Source organism: Campylobacter sp. MIT 12-5580, assembly GCF_005406235.1.
Lineage (GTDB): Bacteria > Campylobacterota > Campylobacteria > Campylobacterales > Campylobacteraceae > Campylobacter_D.
Genome location: NZ_NXLK01000003.1, coordinates 176124 through 193792 on the forward strand (window position 1 = coordinate 176124; position 17669 = coordinate 193792).

At 34.6% G+C, this 17669-nt stretch carries 17 protein-coding genes; 6 read left to right on the forward strand and 11 right to left on the reverse strand.

Features of this window, described 5'->3' with window-relative positions; genetic code table 11:
* Positions 1-71: 71 nt before the first annotated feature.
* On the reverse strand, positions 72-641 hold the full coding sequence (locus CQA38_RS04435; protein WP_137632788.1) for a hypothetical protein: 570 nt from the start codon (positions 639-641) through the stop codon (positions 72-74).
* 389 nt (positions 642-1030) lie between these two features.
* On the opposite strand from CQA38_RS04435, the gene CQA38_RS04440 reads away from it, so the two are divergent.
* Positions 1031-1264, forward strand: coding sequence for a hypothetical protein (locus CQA38_RS04440; protein WP_137632789.1), 234 nt, complete (start codon positions 1031-1033; stop codon positions 1262-1264).
* Positions 1257-1787, forward strand: a complete 531-nt coding sequence (locus CQA38_RS04445; RefSeq protein WP_137632790.1) for a hypothetical protein — start codon at positions 1257-1259, stop codon at positions 1785-1787. The genes CQA38_RS04440 and CQA38_RS04445 overlap by 8 nt, the downstream gene beginning before the upstream one ends.
* A gap of 238 nt (positions 1788-2025) precedes the next feature.
* Here CQA38_RS04445 and CQA38_RS04450 read toward each other — a convergent pair whose 3' ends face one another.
* From CQA38_RS04450 to CQA38_RS04475, 6 genes are read right to left on the reverse strand one after another with little or no spacing between them, the layout of a single operon-like run.
* The gene (locus CQA38_RS04450) at positions 2026-2730 is read right to left on the reverse strand and encodes a lysophospholipid acyltransferase family protein (RefSeq protein ID WP_137632791.1); all 705 of its coding nucleotides are present in this window, start codon (positions 2728-2730) and stop codon (positions 2026-2028) included.
* Positions 2705-3859 carry a hypothetical protein gene (locus tag CQA38_RS04455; protein WP_249355181.1) on the reverse strand — a complete coding sequence of 385 codons (1155 nt, stop codon included), beginning with the start codon at positions 3857-3859 and terminating at the stop codon, positions 2705-2707. The genes CQA38_RS04450 and CQA38_RS04455 overlap by 26 nt, the downstream gene beginning before the upstream one ends.
* A complete protein-coding gene (purQ, locus tag CQA38_RS04460) occupies positions 3859-4503 on the reverse strand; it encodes a phosphoribosylformylglycinamidine synthase subunit PurQ (protein ID WP_137632792.1) in 645 nt (214 codons plus the stop codon). The genes CQA38_RS04455 and purQ overlap by 1 nt, the downstream gene beginning before the upstream one ends.
* The gene (gene purS / locus CQA38_RS04465) at positions 4500-4736 is read right to left on the reverse strand and encodes a phosphoribosylformylglycinamidine synthase subunit PurS (protein ID WP_137632793.1); all 237 of its coding nucleotides are present in this window, start codon (positions 4734-4736) and stop codon (positions 4500-4502) included. The genes purQ and purS overlap by 4 nt, the downstream gene beginning before the upstream one ends.
* Before the next feature lie 8 nt (positions 4737-4744).
* A complete protein-coding gene (purC, locus tag CQA38_RS04470) occupies positions 4745-5455 on the reverse strand; it encodes a phosphoribosylaminoimidazolesuccinocarboxamide synthase (RefSeq protein WP_137632794.1) in 711 nt (236 codons plus the stop codon).
* Positions 5456-5459: 4 nt separating this feature from the next.
* Positions 5460-6752: a S41 family peptidase gene (locus CQA38_RS04475; protein WP_137632795.1), complete on the reverse strand. Its 1293-nt coding sequence runs from the start codon at positions 6750-6752 to the stop codon at positions 5460-5462.
* Positions 6753-6910: 158 nt separating this feature from the next.
* Here CQA38_RS04475 and CQA38_RS04480 point away from each other — a divergent pair, with 158 nt between their 5' ends.
* The gene (locus tag CQA38_RS04480; protein ID WP_137632796.1) at positions 6911-7183 is read left to right on the forward strand and encodes a metal-sensing transcriptional repressor; all 273 of its coding nucleotides are present in this window, start codon (positions 6911-6913) and stop codon (positions 7181-7183) included.
* 46 nt (positions 7184-7229) lie between these two features.
* Here CQA38_RS04480 and CQA38_RS04485 read toward each other — a convergent pair whose 3' ends face one another.
* A complete protein-coding gene (locus tag CQA38_RS04485; RefSeq protein WP_137632797.1) occupies positions 7230-8834 on the reverse strand; it encodes a glycosyltransferase family 8 protein in 1605 nt (534 codons plus the stop codon).
* 236 nt (positions 8835-9070) lie between these two features.
* Here CQA38_RS04485 and CQA38_RS04490 point away from each other — a divergent pair, with 236 nt between their 5' ends.
* The 3 genes from CQA38_RS04490 to CQA38_RS04500 all read left to right on the forward strand — a co-directional run bounded on the left by CQA38_RS04490 (position 9071) and on the right by CQA38_RS04500 (position 12486).
* Positions 9071-11644, forward strand: a complete 2574-nt coding sequence (locus tag CQA38_RS04490; RefSeq protein WP_137632798.1) for an AAA family ATPase — start codon at positions 9071-9073, stop codon at positions 11642-11644.
* A gap of 99 nt (positions 11645-11743) precedes the next feature.
* The gene (locus CQA38_RS04495) at positions 11744-11941 is read left to right on the forward strand and encodes a hypothetical protein (protein WP_137632799.1); all 198 of its coding nucleotides are present in this window, start codon (positions 11744-11746) and stop codon (positions 11939-11941) included.
* A 314-nt stretch (positions 11942-12255) separates the two neighbouring features.
* Complete coding sequence (locus CQA38_RS04500; protein ID WP_212741816.1) at positions 12256-12486, forward strand: TRL-like family protein; 231 nt, start codon at positions 12256-12258, stop codon at positions 12484-12486.
* A 101-nt stretch (positions 12487-12587) separates the two neighbouring features.
* Here CQA38_RS04500 and CQA38_RS04505 read toward each other — a convergent pair whose 3' ends face one another.
* From CQA38_RS04505 to alaS, 3 genes are read right to left on the reverse strand one after another with little or no spacing between them, the layout of a single operon-like run.
* The gene (locus CQA38_RS04505; RefSeq protein ID WP_137632901.1) at positions 12588-14522 is read right to left on the reverse strand and encodes a PBP1A family penicillin-binding protein; all 1935 of its coding nucleotides are present in this window, start codon (positions 14520-14522) and stop codon (positions 12588-12590) included.
* The gene (maf, locus tag CQA38_RS04510; RefSeq protein WP_137632801.1) at positions 14522-15094 is read right to left on the reverse strand and encodes a septum formation inhibitor Maf; all 573 of its coding nucleotides are present in this window, start codon (positions 15092-15094) and stop codon (positions 14522-14524) included. The genes CQA38_RS04505 and maf overlap by 1 nt, the downstream gene beginning before the upstream one ends.
* On the reverse strand, positions 15094-17628 hold the full coding sequence (gene alaS / locus CQA38_RS04515; protein ID WP_137632902.1) for an alanine--tRNA ligase: 2535 nt from the start codon (positions 17626-17628) through the stop codon (positions 15094-15096). Before alaS ends, maf begins: the two co-directional genes overlap by 1 nt.
* Positions 17629-17669 lie beyond the last annotated feature (41 nt).

A 17669-nucleotide genomic window follows, 5' to 3' on the forward strand; every position in this document is an offset into this window, starting at 1 on the left:
CTAAAGATAAGAGTTGTTCCCCAAATTCCCTTATATCTCTATCAAAAGCCTTATCATTTTCCCTTTTTTCTTCATTTTAAGGTTGATTCCTTAATCTTTAAATCCTTAAGCTCTTTCTCTAAAATCTCTATTCTTTTTTCTAAGCTCAAACCACCTTTATCTTGTTCGACATTATTATTTTCGTCTTTTCTTTGTTCTTTGTCTTCTTTTGCCTTTTGTGCTTTTAAGTCCTCTATTTGCTTTTCTTTTTCTACGCTATCTTTTGCCACTTTTTCTAAGTCTTGATTAATCACTATATCATCATCAAGACGAGTAAATGCTGATCTAAGCTTTTCAAAACCTTGAGAATAAAGTGTTTGTTCTGTAAAATCTAAAGTGCTTTTAAGTTCGTTTTGACAATGATTAAAGCTGAAATTTTCTTCACTACTCAAATCAAATTTCTTTTCATCAAAAGCTTTATCTATAATTTCTTGAATTTCTTTACTTATGCCATCTTTGACATTGTTTTCATCTTTTATATTGTTATTTTCTGCAGTGCTTTGATTGTTATATAGTTCATTATCTTCATCAAAGTTATTCATAGCGTCTTGAATATCATCTATCTCATCTTCTTGAGTTCCATTAAATTCAGTATTTTGCATTGCTTTATCCTTTGTGTTAATATGCTATTTTTCTTTATATTAACAAAAAATATAGCTTTATTCAAAGTGCTATCAAATACTTATTTTTTAGAGCTTTAACAATAAATTTGACGAAATGATTTTATGCTGTTAAGCTAAAATTAAATATTATGTAATTGCTATGAAATAGGAAAGGATGATAAAAAACGATATTGTTTTTTTACAACCAAAGCTAAAAAATAAAAATAATTTACATTTTTTCAGAATATGGTTCATTTTCAGGCAGGATTAAGAAAAATTTCAATTATAACTTGCTAGAATTGAAAAATTAAATACGAAATACACAAAAGGCACAGAAATTAAAATAAAAGTATAACTTCTTTAAAATATAGCTAAGAAAAGGGGCTTAAATGATGACAACAAAAGAATTAGAAAAGAAATTTCAAGAAAGATTGAAACTTAAGACTGAACACCAAAAGATAGTGTTTTCAAAAGAAGATGATGCTAGACCACACAATGGTGGTAGTCAAAAAATTACAGAGTTTTTAGAAGCCTTACAAAAAAATGATGATGTAATGAAACAAGAAGTCGAAAAAACGAGTAGAAAAGTTGCCAATTGTGTTAAAGAATATAGCAATGAGTAAATTTTCTCAACCTTTTGTTCATATTGACTTTAGTAAAATGCATACTCTTATAAAGTATTTTCAAGATACTTTCATAACGAGCTATTCAAAAATTAATGAAGAAAAAGGCATACAAATTGATTTTGGCAAGGAATTTGAAGACAGGGTAATACAAAAAGTTTTAGATCAATATATAGACTATGCCATTGCTTATGAGCTCATTGTGGAAGATGTTTGTCCGTATAAGATTTTAGCATGGTATGGATATATTATTGCAGATGAATTATACCCAGAAAATAAACAATTTGCAATAGAAGCTATAGCTACTTCTATTGAATGTATGTTAAGGTTGTTAGAGATTGAAGGTATTAACATAGAACAGCCCTTTCATAGAAAGGCTTTAAAAATGGTTCTATCAGAGCTTAGGGGGATACATTTTAAACCCATGGCCGAAACAAATTCTAAACAATATACAAAGATAGGCTTGGGTATGAATGGGCTTTATATGATGTTTCGGACAGCCTCTGTTTGCAAAAAAATATGAACACACTCATAATATTTTTTAGAATAAAGACTAAAAAATAAAAATATTTTAAATTTTTCAAAAATATGGTTCATTTTCAGGCAGGATTAAGAAAAATTTCAATTATAACTTGCTAGAATTGAAAGATAATAAGTGTGTGAAAAATAAACACAAGAGAAATGTAATTAATATTTTTAATTTGGTTTTTATAATGAAGCTTTACATTTTTATCTTATTTGACTTTAAAATCAATTTTTGACTAATTTTCTTTTATGCTCGATCTTTGTGTATCCAAAAGCTCTTGCATTTTTTTTCTAGTGTTTTCAAGCCAGCTTGCCTCGCTTGTATCTACGCAGGGTAGGGCGATGAGTTTGAGTGTGCCACTGCCTAGGGCAAAAGCTTTGCTATCAAGGATTAGGGCTGAATCAACGATGAGTATGGGTTGAACTTTTAGGTTTAGCTTTTCAGCTAGCACCTTTGCTCCACTTTGAAATTTAAGCATTTTTGGCGTCTTTGAGCGAGTGCCTTCTGGAAAAATAGCTAAAACACGATTTTCGCTCAGTCTTTCTTTTGCTTCTTTTAAGATACGCACCAAATCTCTTGGATTTTTTCTATCTATACAAAGAAGTTTTGGTTTTTTCATCGCAATTTTAAAGATAGGAAGCTCGCCAAGTTCTTTTTTAGCGATCCAGCACAAATTCCTTGGATATAAAGCCTCAAGAGCGATAATATCAAGCATTGATTGATGATTCATAAGTATCATTTGAGCGTTTGGATCAAATTCACCCTCTAGCTCATAATCAAAGCCAAAAACCTTACCTTGCAACTTTGCCCAATTTTTACGTATGCGCCAAATTTTATCTTGCGAAGAAGTGGTATAAAAGCAGATAAATACCACCAAAACGCTTATGATGAAAAAAAACAAATACAAAAAGGCTTTAATTTTCTTGCAAATCTTTTTCATCTATCCAGCCTATAGCTCCATCTTCAAAAAGCACTTTGATATAGTTTTGTCTTTTTGCAAGCACTTCGACTTTTTCATCTTGTTTGCTTGTTCGAAAATAAGTTGAATTTGCAGTTGGTAAAATTTTAGCATTGGCACCAGATTTTACCACGCCTGTTTGTGTATCTGTGCCGATAAAAAAACTCAATGCAAGCACTAAAATAGCAATGCCTAAAGCGATATATGAGCGTTTAAAGATAAAAAACACAAAACATAAGCCAGCTACGATCCAAAGCCCAAGTTGTTTATAAAAAACAAGATCGTTATTTTTGGGATTTAAGTCACTTTGCGTGCTTACGCTTTCATCAGCACTTAACTCAACAGCTATGCTTAGCGTCTCAAGTTTTTGGGTGTTGAGGTTAAAGTATGAAAAATCAAGACTTTTTTTATTTGGCGCAAAAATGGCTGAGTAAAAAGCAATCGAGCTGTTAAAATCGCCCCTGACATTGTCTATCCTTTGCTCGATCAGCGTTTCATCTTTAAGATGAAAATCGTTTAAGTTTGCATTTTCGCCCCGAAGCTCGACAATCATCATTAGATTTTTATCATCAAAATAGCTTGTTCGCGTGCGTTTTACTGAAAGATCGTTTGCTACGATTTGCGAATAATTTTTATCAGCATTCACGCGTTTGAAATTTAAAGGTTCTAAAAGTAAGCTTGAGCGCTGAAAAACCTCTTTATTTCTACTTAGCGCGACTTCTATGCTTTCAAGTTTTGCATTTGAGTTTTGAGCTTCAAAATAAAGCTTTATGTTGTATTCATCGCCATTTTTTTGCCATTTTGCTTCTGGATTTAAAAAAACAAGTTCTTTGTTTTTATTAAAAGAAAGTTCAAAGTCAAATTCAGTATTTTCAGTCGTTTTAGCGCTGAGTTCTAGGCTAAATACCTCGCCTACAAAATATTGTTTTTTATACTCTTTTGCACTTAAGACTAAAGAACTTGTCGCTATATAAGTGTCTTTGATATTTTCTTCGTAATTACCCATTTCATCGCTTGGGGCTATATTTTGATAAATTTGTTTTTGTTTATCATCAAGACTAGCAGCAAAACTTATAAAAACAGCAAGGCAGAGTAAAAGGAGTTTTTTCATCACATAAAGCCTTTAAACATTTTCAGCCCAACTTCACTTCCAAGTAAGCCTTCACAAGCTCTTTCAGGATGAGGCATAAGGGCAAATATGCGTTTTTTCTCATCACAAATTCCAGCTATATCATCTCTTGAGCCGTTTGGATTATCAATATACTTTAAAAGTACCATATCTTTGTCATAAAGGTATTGCAAAGTATCATCATCAGCGTAAAAATTTCCCTCTCCATGTGCGATAGGCAGGCTGATGATCTCATCTTTTTGGAAGTTTTTTAAAAAAGCATTATCATTTGAGATGATTTTGAGTTTTTGCATTTTTGAAACAAAGCTTAAGCTTTCATTATGTTTCATCGCTCCTTTTAAAACGCCAAGTTCAAGTAAAATTTGAAAACCATTGCAAATTCCTAAAACAAAGCCACCTTTTTTAATATGCTCTTGCAAGGTTTTAATAGCTGGTGAAAACTTCGCAATAGCTCCAGATCTTAGATAATCCCCATAAGAAAATCCCCCAGCAAGCACGATCAAATCAGCTTCAAAGTCAGTTTTTTCATGCCAAATGATCTGCGTTTTTGCGCCAATTTTCTCAAAAGCATAGGCTGTATCATGCTCGCAATTGGTCCCTGGAAACTGAAGTATAGCGACTTTCATAACACGATCTCATAATCTTCAATAACGCAATTGACTAAAAGTTCCTCGCACATTTTTTTGACTTCTTCTAGGGCTTTTTCTTTGTTTGTTTGATCAAGTTCAAGTTTGATTTGCTTGGCGATTTTTACCTCGCTAACCCCATTAAAGCCCAAAGCGTGCAAAGCCTTTTCAACAGCCTTTCCTTGTGGATCCAAAACTCCATTTTTTAAAGATATATTAATGATGATTTGCATGATATTTCCTAGCTTAAAATTCGTTTTAAAACTTCTTCATACGCCATTTTTACATTACCCAAGTCTTGACGGAAGCGATCCTTGTCAAGCTTTTCATTTGTTGTTTTATCCCAAAAACGGCAACTATCAGGGCTTATCTCATCAGCTAAAACAAGCTCGCCATCAGGATTATAACCAAGCTCGATTTTAAAGTCAATTAAACGCAAGTTTTTGCTATCAAAAAACTCAAGCAAAATGGCATTGATTTTTCTTGCTATGTCTTTGATCTTTTCTATATCTTTTTCATCACGCACTAAATTTAAAAGCTTGCAATGCTCATCATTGATAAAAGGATCACCTAGTGCATCATCTTTTAAGCAAAACTCAACCAAAGCAAAAGGCAGTTTTGTGCCATCTTTTATGCCAAGTCTTTTTGTAAGTGAGCCAGTAGCGACATTACGCACTATGACTTCTATAGGCACGATTTGGCATTTTTGCACGAGTTGTTCGCTTTCATTTAAAGTCTTAATAAGATGAGTTTTTATGCCTTTGCTTTCTAAAAGCTTAAAAATTTGTGTTGAAATTTGACAATTTAATGCCCCTTTTCCTTGCTCAGAACCCTTTTTTTCAGCATTAAAAGCAGTAAGATCATCTTTAAATTCACTAATTAAAGCATTTTCATCATCTGTTGTGTAAAGCTTTTTGCCTTTTCCTTCATAAAGTAGGGTTCTTTTTTGCATGACTTTATCCTTTAATACTTAAGATTTTAATCGCATCAACGGCTGATTTAAGCTGTGCATCATCATAAATTTGAGTTTGAGTGATGATATTTTTATCAGTTTTTGAATTTGTTTTTTTCTCATTTGGCTGAATTTTTTCAAGTTCGCTTTCAAGATGAAGTTTTAAATCACTTTCTTTAATGCTAAAATTATTATCAACGACATTGACTTTACCAGCTAGAACCTCAATATCTGGTTTAACGCCCACTGCTTGTATAGTGCGCCCACTTGAAAGATAATACCTTGCCACCGTTAGCCTCAAAGCTTGGGTGTTGCTTAGCGGGATAATGCTTTGCACGCTACCTTTGCCAAAAGTGTTTGTGCCGATGATGATGGCTCGCTTTAAGTCTTGCAAGGCTCCACTGACGATCTCGCTTGCACTTGCACTACCTTCATTGACAAGCACAACTAAAGGCACATCAGTAACCTTTTGTCTTGGATCGGCTGGGTATTCTCTATTGTCAGCTTCATTTTTGCCTTTTTGTGAGACAATCACGCCTTTATCGACAAATAAATTTGTAAGTCCAACAGCTTGATCTAAAAGCCCACCCGGGTTGTTTCTAAGATCAAGAATTATACCTTTGATTTTTGGGTTTTTTTGGATTTGCTTTTTAGCTTCTTCGCTGACTTTTTTATCAAAGCTTGTTACTCTAAGATAGAGTATGTCCTCGTTTTCAATAAGCTTTGAATACACGCTTTCTATCTTAATAATCTCTCTTGTAAGCTTTATATCAAAAGGCTTTTCGCCACCTTTTCGGTAAATAGTAATGTTAATCGTGCTTTTTGGCTTACCTCGCATCTTATCAACGGCGTCATTAAGGTTCATTCCCAAAGTCGCTTCGCCATCTATCCTTAAAATTACATCGCCAGCCTTTATACCAGCCCTATCAGCTGGTGTGCCTTCAATCGGAGCGATAACGCTTAAAGCCCCATCTTTCATACCCACGCTTATGCCAAGTCCGCCAAATTCACCACTTGTTTGGATTTTTAAGTCTTGAAAGTCCTTTTCGTTGAGAAAAGAAGAGTGCGCATCAAGGTTAGAAAGCAAGCCAGAAAGGGACTTATCGATCAAATCGCTGATATTTTCATCATCAACATAGTATTGCTCGACTATGGCAAGGGTTTTTGTGTATTTTTCTAAAGCATCAAGGCGTTTTTGCACTTGATCCTTACTATAAGGCTCGTTTGGTTTTGCACCAGCTTGACTTACAAGAAAAAAACAAATCAACAAGGTGCTTGCAAAGCCTAATATATTCATCAAAACTGCTTTAATTTTCAAAATAAACTCCCATTTTTTCTTAAATTCAAAAGCTTTATTTTAATCAAATTTCTTTAAAAAATCGTAAATATCTTTAAAAAGAATGCGATTTTAAGCTAAAATACTTTAAAAACTTTTAAATTTTAAGGACAAGCATAATGCACACTCATTCTAAAGGGCATGATAGGGCGATGATTAACCGCTTAAGCAAGAGTATAGGGCATTTAGAAAGCATTAAAAAGATGATAGAAAATAGCAAGGATTGCTCTGAAGTGCTTATACAACTTGCCGCAGTAAGAGGCGAGATCAATAATACCGGCAAAGCTATCTTAAAAGAACACTTAAGCCACTGCATAATCCACGCCATAGAAGAAGGCGATATGAAGCGAGTTGAAGAACTTGAAAAAGCCATTGATAGTTTTGTGAAGTAAGTTTGCGAGTTATTACGAGAAATAAGGCAATAGATACATTAGTATTTTACACTTTTTCCTTTTTAAATTCCTTTTTTAATTTCTTTGCTTTAAAATAAAATTTTACCAATCCACCTTTATACCAAGTTTTACTCGCTTTAATAAATTCAAGTCCAAGTCTATAAGAAAAAAAGTTCTGCACCTTTAAAGCCTCATCATAATCAGCATAAGTTTCAAGCAAGGGCAGTTTAAAACTAGGATTTGAAAAGATTAAATTTTCATAAGCCTTTTTAGACTTTTTATGCTTTGATTTGATACTGAGCAAAGTAAGATAAAATTTAGGATTAAGATAGAAAAATTTTGATTTTGAGTATGACATAAGAGTAGTTCCTAATTTATAGGCAAGTTGATTTTGTGCTCTTAAAGCTGCTCCTTTTGTTTGTTTTAGATTTATAATCTCATTTTGCAAGGTTTTGTTTTCGTTTTCAAGTTTAGTAATGGTTTGATTTAAATTTGAGATTTGAATTTGGAGCTCTTTAATTTCACCTTGTTTTTGTATAAAAAGTTGTGTGATGCGATTTGCATAATTTTGAAATTCTTTGTCTTTAAGTGTAAATTTTAGTCCAAGAAGCTCATCTTTGAAGATAGGTGTTGTCAAGGCAGTGTTCCACCATGATTGTTCTAAAGATATGATTTCTTGCATTAAATTCAAATCCCATTGAGAATCAAAAATTGTATTCCATGGTTTATAGGATATAAAATGGACAACTTTAATACTTTTCATAGAGTTTTCATATTCGCTTTTTGTATATAAAATTCTATTGTTGTATTTATTATCATCCAAAGTTTCAAGTTCAAGAAAATTTGAGTCAAAAAAGTTAAATTTTAGAGGTAGTTTTATGTTTTTGTCCTGTGCAGCTTTGTTAATGATACATTGTTCTGCCCACCTTGGGATATAGTTTTTGCATAAATAAAAGCATTTTTTCTCAAGTTGATTTGTTCTCCAAAATGCTAAATTAAGAAGCATCATTCCTGTATTAAAATAACTTTCATTTGTGTTTAGGGGCATGTCTGCTAAATTTTGATTTTTTGCAGTAAGTACATTATGATTTGAACCTTTATAATCCAAAACACTAGCTATAGCGTTATCTTTTAGGTCAATATGAAAAAATTCTCTTAAATCTGCAATAACAAGCATATCTATATCAAGATAAAGACAAGTTTTTATGTCATTTGATAATGTTGAAGATATTGCCATTTTATAATAAGTTGCAGAAGTATGTTTTGCAGCATGAACTCTAGCACAATCTTTAAATTTTTCATTATTCATGAAGTATATGTATATCTTGCATGGGTAAATTTTACTCAATTCGTCTTGGAGTTCATTAAGTTTTTTTCTAGTGGAATTTGAGATAAAGTCTGTTAAGATGTGAAAAATATAGCCTTCAGTTTTTTCCTCTTCGCTTAAATTTTCATAATTTAAGAGCTTATAAGTTATATTTGAATTTTCCTTATCGGTGCAATGCCCCCCCCCCATAGCCGAATTTAAAGTTTCTTCATCAAAAAAGTCTTTAAATTTCTTTGAAGTATCAGTGTTTTTAACTATGCTTGTCATTAAAACAGCGCAATATTTTATGTAATTTTCATCAGCATTAAAGACTATGTGAAACATTGATTTTCCTTATTATCTTAGCTTTGATTAGAGGCTTTTTTAAAAAATATTATATCAAAAAAATGAAAGCTCAAATTTAATTTTTAATTTTTTTATAAAATTTAAAATTTTTACTAAAAAAACTTGACAAAACTAGACTAAAGTTATATAATGCACTTTATATAAAGTTTGAATTTTTGGCTGGGTTTGTAAAGTCTTTTATCTGGTTTGAAATTCATGATATAAAGGAGTAAAAAATGGCAAATTTACAAGATTTTTTAACTGATTCTATGTTGGCAAATGTTGAAAGTGCAGCTTCTTTGGCTATCCATGCTAAAAATACTGAAGTTGTGCCTTTGCATCTTTTTTGGGCTTTGAGTGTTGATAGCACCAGTCTTTTAAATCAAGTGTTTAATAAAATGAATGTCTCAAAAGAAGCCGTGCAGCTTGAGATTAAAAGCAAGATAGCAAGTTTAGCCACTTCTTCTAATGTAAATCGTGAGAATTTGCGTTTTTCAAGTGAATTTATTAATTCTTTAGAGCAGGCTAAGGGCTTGATGAGTGCTTGGGGGGATAGTTATTTAGCTGTTGATACTTGGCTTTTTAGTGCAAGTGAGACAAATCCTATTAAAGAAATTCTAAGTAAATTTCTTACTTTAAGTGAGTTTAAAAAAGAGCTTGAAAGCTTAAGAGCAGGGCGAAAGATAGAGAGTAAAACAAGCGATGAAACCCTTGATGCCTTAAATAAATTTGGTATTGATCTTACCTTAAAAGCAAGCGAGGGCAAGCTTGATCCAGTCATTGGACGTGAAGAAGAGATAGAAAGGCTCATGCAAATTCTCATACGCAAAACCAAAAATAATCCTATCTTACTAGGAGAACCAGGAGTTGGAAAAACTGCCATAGTAGAAGCCTTAGCTCAAAGGATAATCTCAAAAGATGTGCCAACTAGCCTTCAAAATAAAAAGCTCATCGCCCTTGATATGAGCGCTTTAATAGCTGGAGCAAAGTATAGAGGCGAGTTTGAAGATAGGCTTAAGTCTGTGGTTAATGAGGTGATTAAAAATGAAAATATCATTTTATTTATCGATGAAATTCACACCATAGTAGGCGCTGGGGCGAGTGAGGGCAGTATGGACGCTGCAAATATCCTAAAACCAGCCCTTGCAAGAGGCGAACTTCACACCATAGGTGCAACGACTTTAAAAGAATACCGCAAGTATTTTGAAAAAGATGCAGCCTTGCAAAGAAGATTTCAACCAGTTAGCGTGAGTGAGCCAAGTGTCAATGAAGCTTTAGCCATGCTTAGAGGCATAAAAGAAAAGCTTGAAATTCATCATAATGTCCGCATTAGTGATTCAGCTTTAGTTGCGGCTGCAAAGCTTTCAAAGCGCTATATCGCAGATCGCTTTTTGCCTGATAAGGCTATTGATCTTATAGATGAGGCTGCAGCTGAACTTAAAATGCAAATAGAAAGCGAGCCAAGCTCTTTAAGAAAGGTAAGAAAAGAGATAGAAACTTTAGAGGTGGAAAATGAAGCCTTGAAAATGGAAGGGCAGGATAAAAATGAAAAAAGGCTTGCTGAGATAGAAAAAGAGCTAGCCAATCTCAAAGAAAAGCAAAAAGAGCTTAATTCACGTTTTGAAAATGAAAAGGCTGTATTTAACGCTATCAGTGAAAAGAAAAAGGAAATCGATACTCTTAAAAATGAGGCAAGTTTAGCTAAAGCTAAAGGCGAGTTTCAAAAGGCAGCCGAGCTAGAATATGGCAAAATTCCAGCCCTTGAAAAAGAGGTAAAAGACTATGATGAAAAATGGCGTGCTATGAGCGAGGCTGGGGTTTTGCTTAAAAATCAAGTCGATGAAGATTTAGTCGCTGGAATTTTAAGTAAATGGACAGGCATAAGCGTGCAAAAAATGCTGACTTCTGAAAAGCAAAAGTTTCTACAAGTTGAAGAGCATTTAAAACAAAGCGTCATAGGACAAGATAAGGCAATGAAAGCTCTAGCAAGAGCCATCAAACGCAATAAAGCCGGGCTTAATGATAGCAACAAGCCAATTGGAAGCTTTTTGTTCTTAGGTCCAACAGGAGTTGGCAAAACTCAATCAGCTAAGGCTTTGGCTAAGTTTTTATTTGATGATGAAAAGGCAATGATACGTTTTGATATGAGTGAATTTATGGAAAAACACAGCGTTTCAAGGCTGCTTGGTGCACCTCCTGGATATGTAGGACACGAAGAAGGCGGAGAGCTTACTGAAGCCGTGCGTAGAAAGCCTTATAGCGTGCTTTTATTTGATGAGGTGGAAAAGGCTCATCAAGATGTTTTCAATGTGCTTTTAGGCATACTTGATGATGGCAGGGCAACTGATAGCAAGGGCGTGAGCGTGGATTTTAAAAATACCATTATCATTTTAACCTCAAATATAGCTTCAAATGCCATTATGACTTTAAAGGGCGAAGAGCTTGAAAATGCGGTAAAAACTGAATTAAGGAAGTTTTTCAAGCCAGAATTTCTAAACCGCCTTGATGACATCATCACTTTTAATGCTTTAGGAAATGATGAATCCTTTGAGATAGTAAAACTACTCTTTAAAGACTTGCAAAGTTCTTTAGCAAGCAAGGGCATAGAAGCAAGTTTGAGTGAAAATGCCGCCCTTTTCATAGCCCAAGCTGGCTTTGATGCTGATTTTGGGGCACGTCCTTTAAAAAGAGCCATTTATGATCTCATAGAGGATAAATTAAGTGATATGATACTGAGTGATGAGCTTAATCTTGATGATAAAATTTTAATTGATGCTGATGAGAAGGGTATAGTGATTAAAAAGGTTTAAAATCTTAAGGCATAGGCTTTTTGCTTGTGCCTTAAAAAAACTCAAGTAAAAACTTCTTGAAATTTCAAAAATGCCTTGTGATGCAATAAATTTACTATAATGCCAAAGATAGAAATACAATATGATGAACTCTTAAGAGGTAAGAATTTTGGAAGCCGTATCAATACAGATGAGTTTGTAAGCTCTCTTGGGAGTAAGTCTTTGATAAATTTGATGAAGGTGCTGTATTTTTGCGATAAAATAATTAAGTTAGAAAATAAAACACTAAAAAATTTGATCTATTTTTTAGTGTTTTGAAAATAAATTTAAAATAAACAAAACAAAGATATTTTTTGATTAAAGAAATACTCGCCTTGTTCGCAATGCTGAAAAAGGTAAATTTTTCTCGGCGGGTTTAGATGGTGTTTTATCAACATAGATTTTGAATTTTTGAACAAAGCATAAATATTTTGCTTTATTAATTATTTTTAGGTAATATTTACCACTTTAAGTTGCTTTTAAAGAGCTACTTAAAAATCAATTATGAAAGGTTTCTTATGAAAAAGACTTTACTTGTGGCAGCTACAGCTGCGACTTTCTTTACAGCTTGTGCGACAACTCACCCTGTTGGTATGGCTTTTACAAACGCAAAGCTTCCAGTTGAAGCGACTTCAAGCGTAGGTGCTTCTAAGGAAGGAAGAGCAACTTGCAAGAGTGTTTTGGCTTTGGTGGCTATTGATGATTGCTCAGTTGCGACAGCAGCGAAAAATGGCGGTATCACTCAAATTCAAAGTGTGGATTATGAAGTTAATAACATACTTGGAATTTATGGCACTTACACAACTATCGTAAAGGGTAAATAACCCATGTAATAAGGCAGGATTAAACTTCCTTGCCTTTTCATTTTTCTACCTTGCAGATTTTTTCTTACTTTTTTGCCTTTTACAATAAGAAAATATCCTCTTTAAAAGAGCATCTCATCTTCGCCAAGCGAATGTATGCTTTTTTGCGGGAATGGTGATTTGGGTGTGTAGTATTCACTTTGTCCGTTATACATACCTTTTTTTACCTTATCTGGCACGCTAAATACGCGTTTTGTTTGTGGATAAAGTTTGATATACTCACTTAGAAAAGCTTTAAACACAGGAGCAGCTGTTCTTGCACCACCTTCTATCCTTTTAAGTGGTTTGTTATTGTCATTGCCGTACCAAATGAGTGCTTCAATCTCTGGAGTAATGCCCACAAACCAAGTGTCTATACTTTCATTGCTCGTGCCAGTTTTTCCAGCTACTTCTATGCCAGCTACTCTAGCATTGCTGCCAGTGCCGCGATTGACAACATTTTTCATCATATCAAGCGTTAAAAAGACTTGTTCAGGTTCAGCGACTTTTGTAGCATTGCTTTCAAAGCTTAAAATGATCTCATTATTTGCGTTTTTAACATTTTTAATGATAAGAGGCTCTTCAATAACGCCGTAATTTCCAAACATAGAATAAAACTTAGCAAAATCTAAAGGTGAAATTCCAAAACTTCCAAGCACTATGCTTAAATCAGCTGGAATTTTATCAGAAAAGCCAAAGGCAAGCATTCTTTGATAAAGCACATCAAGTCCTATATCAAGGGCTAAATTTATAGTCGCAAGATTTCTTGAACGCGTTAGAGCGTCTTTAAGTGTAACAAGTCCTTGCAAGCTTCCACCAAGATTGCTTGGTTTCCAGTCTTTCTCTCCCTCAGCTCCTTCAAATACACGAGAGATGTCGGCAACTTCGCTCATAGGATTGTAGCCTAGATCAATGGCGATTTGATATACAAAAGGTTTGAAGGTGCTTCCGGGCTGCCTTAGGCTTTGAGTGGCTCTGTTAAAATTGCTTTTATTATAATCAACCCCGCCAACAAGGGCTAAAACATCGCCATTTTGGTGATCCATCACCACCATAGCCCCATTTAACACGCTTAAATTTGCGTCCTTATCGCGTTTTACTATCTCATCATAGCCAAATTTTAAAGCATTTTGAGCAAGTTCTTGCACGTTTAAGTCTATGTTAAGTTCTATGTTATAACCAGCACTTTTAAGATCGGGCAGGGTAGGGCTGAGCCTTTTAATCACTTCATCAACCACATAAGGAGCTGCGTTTTGAGTGAGCGTATCATCATAAATTGTCGGCACTTCGGCTAAGGCTTGTTTGTATTCAGCTTCGCTGATCCAGCCAAGGTTAAACATCCTTTGTACTACAGCATTTGCTCTTGAAAGAGAAAGATTTAAATTCCTTGTTGGATCATAGGAGCTTGGGGCTTTTGGCAAGCCTACAAGTATAGCGATTTCTTTTAAGCTTAAGCTATCAAGTTCTTTTCTAAAATACCCTCTAGCAGCAGTTTTAACCCCATAATATCCATGTCCAAAAAAGATATGATTTAAATAACGTTCGATGATTTGTTCTTTGCTGAGTTCATTTTCTAGCTTGTATGCAAGCAAGGCTTCTTTAATCTTTCGCGTAATGGTTTTTTCTGGAGTAAGTTCGGTATTTTTAACAAGCTGTTGTGTGAGCGTTGAAGCTCCCTCAACTGCTCGTCCAGCTTGTATCATCTTAATCACAGCCCTAGCAATAGCGTCTATATTTACCCCATCATGCTCAAAAAAAGCCGTATCTTCTATAGCTACTAAGGCTTCAATCAATCTTGGTGGAAGCTCATCATAATTTGCATAAAAGCGGTGTTCTTTATCAAAGATATTGGCTATAAGTTTGCCATTTCGATCAAAGATTTGCGTGGTTAAATTTGGCTTAAAGTCTTTAAAAATGTAGTTTTCAACTCCAGCATTTGAAAACAAAACAAATGCATAAATGCCTCCTGCTAAAACCAGAAGCAAAACCAAAGAAAATAAAAATTTAAATATTTTCATCATAAATACGCCTTTAAAATGGATATATCAAGCCCTAAGGCTGTGCTTAGCTCGCCTTGAAGCTTAAGAATGTATTTTTTATGAAAGCCCTCACATTCCACACAACCTGCCTTGCCAAGATAGGCTTTTGAAGTGATAAAAGCCCTAAGTTCTTTTTCTTCAAAAGGAGCAAGTGTGAGTTTTACTAGGCTTAAAGCAGTGATTTTTTTGTGTGAGCTAATGCTTAGAGCACTGATAATGCTTAGTTTTTTAGCATTTTGCAAGCTCAGCATTTTTAAAGCTTCTTCATCATTATGAGCCTTAGTCAGTATAATATCATCAACGCTAACTATACTATCTGCAAAGACTATGCTATCATTTTTTTCATCAAAGTTAGCTTTTAAAGCCTTAAATTCTTTGCTTTCAAAGAAAAGCTTTTCTTTAAGCTCAAGCACTTTTTGCACATAAATTTCTGGCTTTAAGTTTTTATCAACACTGCTTTCATCAAAGCTTACTTGTAGCTGTGAAAACTCAAAATTATTTTGCTTTAAAAGCCTTGCTCTTGATGGTGAGCTTGAAGCAAGATAAAGCATTAAAGCTCTTTTTTGATGAGCTCAAGCCCAGCTTGTAAAGCCTCATCAAGTTTGCTTAAGTCTTTACCTCCAGCAGTAGCAAAATCAGCCCTGCCACCTCCATTGCCCCCAGCTACGACAGCTGCACATTTAACAAGCTCGCCAGCTTTTAAGTTGGAGTTTTTTACTCCAGCAGCAAAGATAAGCTTTTCATCTTTGATTTGAGCGAGTAAAATCACAGCTTTTTCATGAGCGTTTTTAAAATCATCAATCATAGCTTTTATATCGCCATTTTGCACTGCTTGCACGCAAATTTTTACACCTTTGATATCTTGTGAGCTAAGCTCATTTTTGCTTGCATTTTTAAGCTCATTTTTAAGGGTTGAAAGTTCGTTTTTAAGCCTTTTTATACCAGCTTGTATGTCATTGTTTTTAAGTTCTTCTTTTGCATTTTCAAGCTCATTTATTTGCTTTTTTACCCAAGCATAAGCTGCTTTGCTTACCACAGCTTCAATGCGTCTTACTCCAGCACTTACTCCGCTTTCTTTAGTGATATAAAAGCTTCCTATTTCAGCTGTGCTTTTTACATGAGTGCCGCCGCAAAGCTCTTTGCTTGCACCAAGACTTACAACTCTTACTTCATCTTGGTATTTTTCGTTAAATAAAGCTATAGCTCCACTTTGTTTGGCTTTTTCTAGGCTCATCAGTTCTGTTTTTTGCGTATTTGCTTCATTAATCATCGCATTAACAAGCTCTTCTATTTTTTCAAGTTCTTCTTTGCTTACAGCCTTAGCATGTGTGAAATCAAAACGGAGTTTGTTTGCCTCTACAAGTGAGCCAGCTTGAGCGATGTGAGAGCCTAGAATTTTACGCAAGGCATAATGAAGTAAATGCGTAGCTGAATGGTGTCTTGCGATCTGTTCTCTTCTTTCTTTATCGATCTTTGCATTGATATTCAAGCCAACTTCAAGTTCTTCTTTAGCCTCAATTTTACTTAAATTTAAGCCAAAGAATTTTTGAGTATCAAGCACCTTACTAGCCCCTAAAAAGCCACTATCTCCAACCTGCCCCCCACTTGTGGCATAAAATGGAGTGCGATCAAGCATAACCCAGCCAGCCATACCTGTTTTAAGCCCTGAAATTTGTTTAAAATCCTCATCAAGCAAGGCTAAAACCTTACTCTTGCTCTCACTTTCAGTATAGCCTATAAATTCATTTTCTTTGAATTTTTCTAAAAGCTCTTTGAAATCCCCATTTACAGCCTTATCCCCGCTTCCTTTCCAGCTTGCCTTTGCTCTTTGCTTTTGCTCATTCATGAGTCTTTCAAACTCAGCCTCATCAAGCTTGAGATTTTTTTCTCTTAGCATATCAGCAGTTAGATCAAGTGGAAAACCATAGGTATCATAAAGCTTAAAGGCAACTTCTCCGCTAAAGATTTCTTGAGTTTTTGCAAGCTCTTCATTAAACATTTCTATACCATTTTCTATGGTGCTTAAAAAACGCTCTTCTTCAAGCTTGATTTGTTCTTTAACAAGCTCTTGTTTTTCTTGAAGATAAGTATAATGATCCCCCATGAGTTTTACAACCACATCAACAAGTTTATGCATAAAAGGTTCTTTAAGCCCAAGCAAATATCCATGTCTTAAAGCCCTTCTCATTATCCTTCTTAAAACATAACCCCTGCCTTCTTTATCAAAGCTTGTGCCTTGAGCAAGTAAAAACACACTTGAGCGTATATGATCAGCTATAACTCTATAGCTAGCCCCGCTTTCATAGACATAAGCTTTTCCGCAAAGTTTAGCGATTTCTTCTATGATAGGCATAAACAAGGAGCTATCAAAATTGCTAAATTTACCTTCTTTGATAGCCGTAACTCTTTCAAGTCCCATGCCTGTATCAATACTAGGCTTTGGTAAAGGACTAAGCTTGCCGTCCTTGCTTCTTTCATACTGCATAAAAACTAAATTCCAAATTTCAAGGAAGCGATCCCCATCACCTCCCATATAATCTTCACTTGAGTTAAAATGCTCCTGCCCTTGATCATAAAAGATTTCAGAGCAAGGTCCGCAAGGTCCAGTATCGCCCATTTGCCAGAAATTATCCTTATCGCCAAATTTATAAATTCGCTCTTTTTGAATATGTTCTTGCCAAAGCTCATAGGCTTCATCATCGCTTTCATGCACGGTTACATAAAGCCTATCTTTAGGAAGTTTTAACACCTCAGTTACAAATTCCCAAGCATAAGCAATGGCTTCTTTTTTAAAATAATCCCCAAAGCTAAAATTCCCAAGCATTTCAAAAAAAGTATGATGACGCGCTGTGTAGCCGACATTGTCTAAGTCATTGTGCTTGCCTCCAGCTCTTATGCAGGTTTGACAACTTGTATTTCTTGGTGGGGTAGGGCGAGGCACTTCGCCTGTAAAAATGCTCTTAAAAGGCACCATGCCAGCATTAGTAAAAAGCAAGCTTGCATCATCTGGCACTAAGGGTGCTGAAGGCACTATTTTATGCCCTTTTGATTCAAAAAATTTTAAATACTCAGCCCTGACATTCATCATTTTTTCCTTAATTTTTTGCGTTATGATACCAAAAATAC

Coding starts and splice junctions, on each gene's coding strand:
- CQA38_RS04475 (WP_137632795.1), bottom strand. CDS start 6,752: ATGAATATATTAGGCTTTGCAAGCACCTTGTTGATTTGTTTTTTTCTT.
- CQA38_RS04495 (WP_137632799.1), top strand. CDS start 11,744: ATGCCAAAGATAGAAATACAATATGATGAACTCTTAAGAGGTAAGAAT.
- CQA38_RS04490 (WP_137632798.1), top strand. CDS start 9,071: ATGGCAAATTTACAAGATTTTTTAACTGATTCTATGTTGGCAAATGTT.
- CQA38_RS04455 (WP_249355181.1), bottom strand. CDS start 3,859: ATGAAAAAACTCCTTTTACTCTGCCTTGCTGTTTTTATAAGTTTTGCT.
- CQA38_RS04485 (WP_137632797.1), bottom strand. CDS start 8,834: ATGTTTCACATAGTCTTTAATGCTGATGAAAATTACATAAAATATTGC.
- CQA38_RS04505 (WP_137632901.1), bottom strand. CDS start 14,522: ATGAAAATATTTAAATTTTTATTTTCTTTGGTTTTGCTTCTGGTTTTA.
- maf (WP_137632801.1), bottom strand. CDS start 15,094: ATGCTTTATCTTGCTTCAAGCTCACCATCAAGAGCAAGGCTTTTAAAG.
- CQA38_RS04500 (WP_212741816.1), top strand. CDS start 12,256: ATGGCTTTTACAAACGCAAAGCTTCCAGTTGAAGCGACTTCAAGCGTA.
- purQ (WP_137632792.1), bottom strand. CDS start 4,503: ATGAAAGTCGCTATACTTCAGTTTCCAGGGACCAATTGCGAGCATGAT.
- CQA38_RS04445 (WP_137632790.1), top strand. CDS start 1,257: ATGAGTAAATTTTCTCAACCTTTTGTTCATATTGACTTTAGTAAAATG.
- CQA38_RS04450 (WP_137632791.1), bottom strand. CDS start 2,730: ATGAAAAAGATTTGCAAGAAAATTAAAGCCTTTTTGTATTTGTTTTTT.
- CQA38_RS04480 (WP_137632796.1), top strand. CDS start 6,911: ATGCACACTCATTCTAAAGGGCATGATAGGGCGATGATTAACCGCTTA.
- purC (WP_137632794.1), bottom strand. CDS start 5,455: ATGCAAAAAAGAACCCTACTTTATGAAGGAAAAGGCAAAAAGCTTTAC.
- alaS (WP_137632902.1), bottom strand. CDS start 17,628: ATGAATGTCAGGGCTGAGTATTTAAAATTTTTTGAATCAAAAGGGCAT.
- CQA38_RS04435 (WP_137632788.1), bottom strand. CDS start 641: ATGCAAAATACTGAATTTAATGGAACTCAAGAAGATGAGATAGATGAT.
- CQA38_RS04440 (WP_137632789.1), top strand. CDS start 1,031: ATGATGACAACAAAAGAATTAGAAAAGAAATTTCAAGAAAGATTGAAA.
- purS (WP_137632793.1), bottom strand. CDS start 4,736: ATGCAAATCATCATTAATATATCTTTAAAAAATGGAGTTTTGGATCCA.